This is a genomic window from Burkholderia sp. Bp9016, from assembly GCF_003857765.1.
Classification (GTDB): domain Bacteria; phylum Pseudomonadota; class Gammaproteobacteria; order Burkholderiales; family Burkholderiaceae; genus Burkholderia.
On sequence record NZ_QTPY01000066.1, the window covers coordinates 1 to 3,157 of the forward strand.

Below are 3,157 nucleotides of genomic sequence, written 5' to 3' on the forward strand. Positions count from 1 at the left end.
GTCAGCGTCGTCTTGCCGTGGTCAACGTGACCAATCGTACCAACGTTGACGTGCGGCTTGGTCCGCTCAAATTTACCCTTGGCCATTTTCGACTCCCAAAAGGAATTCACAGGTTGCGCCGCGCGCAAACAGACACTGACTTTTTACTGCTGGTGCCCATGGGCAGGATCGAACTGCCGACCTCTCCCTTACCAAGGGAGTGCTCTACCACTGAGCCACATGGGCGGTATTACGCTTCAACTACACGGACTGGAGCGGGTGAAGGGAATCGAACCCTCGTCGTAAGCTTGGAAGGCTTCTGCTCTACCATTGAGCTACACCCGCACGGGCCACTAACGATTCCCTACCGCTCTCTGCGCTGATGTTCTTGGTGGAGGAGGTTGGATTCGAACCAACGTAGGCGTAAGCCAACAGATTTACAGTCTGCCCCCTTTAGCCACTCGGGCACCCCTCCGTAGAGAACTGACGATTATGGGGGTGCATCGAACTCTTGTCAAGCACATCCGGAAGATTATTTTCATTCTCTTCCAACGCACCGACTCGACTCACCCGACACCCGCACCAGCCCGGCTAAGGCAAGCACGAGAGGATCGCCGACTGGCGTCCACATTTTCGTCAGACCCCGTCTCCAGCGCCGATTTGCATCTTTGCTGAAAACGAAAGACCGCCATCATACGGCCTACAGCGCAGAATGCCAAGCGGGTAGAGACAAAAAATTCGCAATTTCCATGCCGGAAGCGTTCGCAGGGTCTGGATCGGGTGTTCGCTCGGCCGAAGTCGAGGTGGCGCCGCCTTGAAGCGGCACCCGGCAGTGACATGCGTCCTCGGCTTCGCCAGCGCATTCCGATACCGTGGCCAGATCTGACGGGAGGTCAATCGCCTCAGCTCGTTTGACTGCGCCCACTCGCCATCGAACGCTCCAGAGTGACTACCAAGTCGATCGAGTGCTTCCCGCCCGCCACAAACATAAGGACGGCACGATACCATCGCTCGCTCGAGTGCCCCCGTTACTATCTTCACGCCCCGATAATCGGGGCTTTGGCCAGCCAGGCCCGGCATGATTCCCGCCCCCAGTCGCAGTCATGATCCGGGGGGTGTTGTCACCGGGCCTGGTGGGTGGCTGGTGATCGCTGATAGGGGTTTGGCCGGGATATCCCGACGCCGTCCGTAACGTGGATGCCGAGACTTGCCACCGTTGTTGCAGGCCAATCCGTTCATTCTTCACAAACTGCGATGCAAGACACACAACAACGTGATGCCGTCGATGTCTTCGTCGGCGTCGATGTCGGTAAAGGCCAGCATCACGCCGTCGCACTCGATCGAAACGGCAAGCGTCTGTACAACAAGGCGCTACCCAACGACGAGGCCAAGCTGCGTGCCCTCATCGCTGAACTCAAGACTCATGGCCGACTCCTGTTCGTCGTCGACCAGCCTTCCACTATTGGAGCACTCCCAGTGGCCGTCGCCCGCGCTGAAGGTGTACTCGTCGCCTATTTGCCGGGATTGGCCATGCGTCGCATCGCCGATCTGCATGCAGGTGAAGCCAAGACCGACGCCCGCGATGCCGCGATCATTGCCGAAGCGGCCCGCTCGATGCCGCATACGCTGCGCTCGCTTCGATTGGCCGACGAGCAACTCGCCGAGCTCACCATGCTGTGTGGCTTCGATGATGATCTCGCCGCTCAGGTCACTCAAACCAGCAACCGCATTCGCGGCCTGCTCACCCAGATCCATCCTGCGCTCGAGCGCGTTCTCGGACCGCGCCTCGACCATCCGGCGGTGCTCGATCTGCTCGAGCGCTACCCGTCGCCAGCCGCGCTTGCCGCAACTAGCGAGAAGACGCTCGCCAACCGCCTGACCAAGCTCGCGCCCCGCATGGGCAAGAACTTAGCGGCCGAAATCGTTCAAGCGCTGAGCGAGCAAGCCGTGATCGTACCCGGCACACAGGCTGCTACCATCGTCATGCCCCGCTTGGCCCAGCAACTCGCCGCCTTGCGCAAGCAGCGTGACGAAATCGCCGCCGAAGTTGAGCGGCTGGTGCATGCTCACCCTCTTTGGCCGGTCCTGACCAGCATGCCGGGAGTCGGCGTCAGGACCGCCGCCAGACTCCTAACCGAAGTCGCCCATAAAGCCTTCGCCTCGGCTGCTCATATCGCGGCCTACGCTGGCCTCGCGCCGGTCACCCGGCGCTCAGGCTCGTCGATCCGTGGCGAGCACCCATCCAGACGCGGCAACAAGGTGCTCAAGCGCGCCTTGTTCCTCTCCGCCTTCGCCGCCTTACGAGACCCAGTCTCACGGGCCTATTACTCGCGCAAGGTCCAGCAAGGTAAGCGCCACAACCAGGCACTCATCGCGCTGGCACGGCGACGCTGCGACGTCCTGTTCGCCATGCTGCGCGACGGCACCATTTACCAACCCAAGTCAGCCCTTAACGCTTGACGAAGGACATAGGGGCACCCTCCAATGCGTCGCCACCAACCCATGCAGAATCGAATCCGCCTGTTTGCCTTTGCACCGATCTTCGCAGCCGCCGGGGCCCAAGCACACGACGGCACAAATGGGTGGTGTCGCACGGAGAGGATCGCAATGGTTAGACAGCAGGCTCTTTCCGAGAGCCGCACAGCAGCTCGCCCGAAAGGCGCGGCGGCGCGCGCAGCATACGACAAGCTGAAGCCAGCTATCGAGGCCAACTGCCTGCCTTCTTCAGGCAACGGCGCAGTGTCGACGCACGCAATGACCCCAGGGGCGATTGCATACGCATGGCTGCTCAACGATGCATCCGTCTACCTGACAGCCACAAGCAACAGCGACATTGACCGCGGAAGCGATGCAGACAGCGACACCTGATTCGACATACTGCACCCGCTGATCGGCGACGATATGCGCCCGCATGCCTGGCTGCCGAGCCGGCTGGGCGCCGCGGTCGCCGCCAACGTTCAGCAGTGCAGCGCACATTGCGTCGGGCCGTCGTGCAAGCCGACCAACATGAATGTCTGGTCCGCCTATCGCAGCGAGGCTGCGCAGTACGCACGACACCCCGCATGTTCGTACGATGCGCGCCTCGTTCAACTGGGTGCGGATACCGTGAGGCAGGGCTGGCTGTGCGGCGCCGTCGCAAGCGCCAGGGCGTCATGATTGAGCGCGAGCAACTGGCATT

3 protein-coding genes and 3 tRNA genes are annotated in these 3,157 nt (G+C 61.4%); 2 read left to right on the forward strand and 4 right to left on the reverse strand.

All coding sequences use genetic code 11. The annotated features are described in order from the left end of the window. From DIE13_RS32365 to DIE13_RS32380, 4 genes are all read right to left on the reverse strand, one after another. Positions 1-86 (reverse strand): GTP-binding protein (locus DIE13_RS32365; RefSeq protein ID WP_033473206.1); only part of this gene is annotated, 86 nt, incomplete at its 3' end. Between the two features lie 64 nt (positions 87-150). Beyond that, positions 151-225: transfer RNA gene (locus DIE13_RS32370), tRNA-Thr, on the reverse strand. Positions 226-250: 25 nt separating this feature from the next. After that, positions 251-324: transfer RNA gene (locus DIE13_RS32375), tRNA-Gly, on the reverse strand. 44 nt (positions 325-368) lie between these two features. Further along, positions 369-454: transfer RNA gene (locus DIE13_RS32380), tRNA-Tyr, on the reverse strand. 779 nt (positions 455-1,233) lie between these two features. Here DIE13_RS32380 and DIE13_RS32385 point away from each other — a divergent pair. Together DIE13_RS32385 and DIE13_RS32390 are read left to right on the forward strand one after the other, a co-directional pair. Then, positions 1,234-2,439 carry an IS110 family transposase gene (locus DIE13_RS32385; protein WP_175787858.1) on the forward strand — a complete coding sequence of 402 codons (1,206 nt, stop codon included), beginning with the start codon at positions 1,234-1,236 and terminating at the stop codon, positions 2,437-2,439. Positions 2,440-2,586: 147 nt separating this feature from the next. Continuing rightward, positions 2,587-2,847, forward strand: coding sequence for a hypothetical protein (locus DIE13_RS32390; RefSeq protein WP_124831030.1), 261 nt, complete (start codon positions 2,587-2,589; stop codon positions 2,845-2,847). Positions 2,848-3,157: the final 310 nt, after the last annotated feature.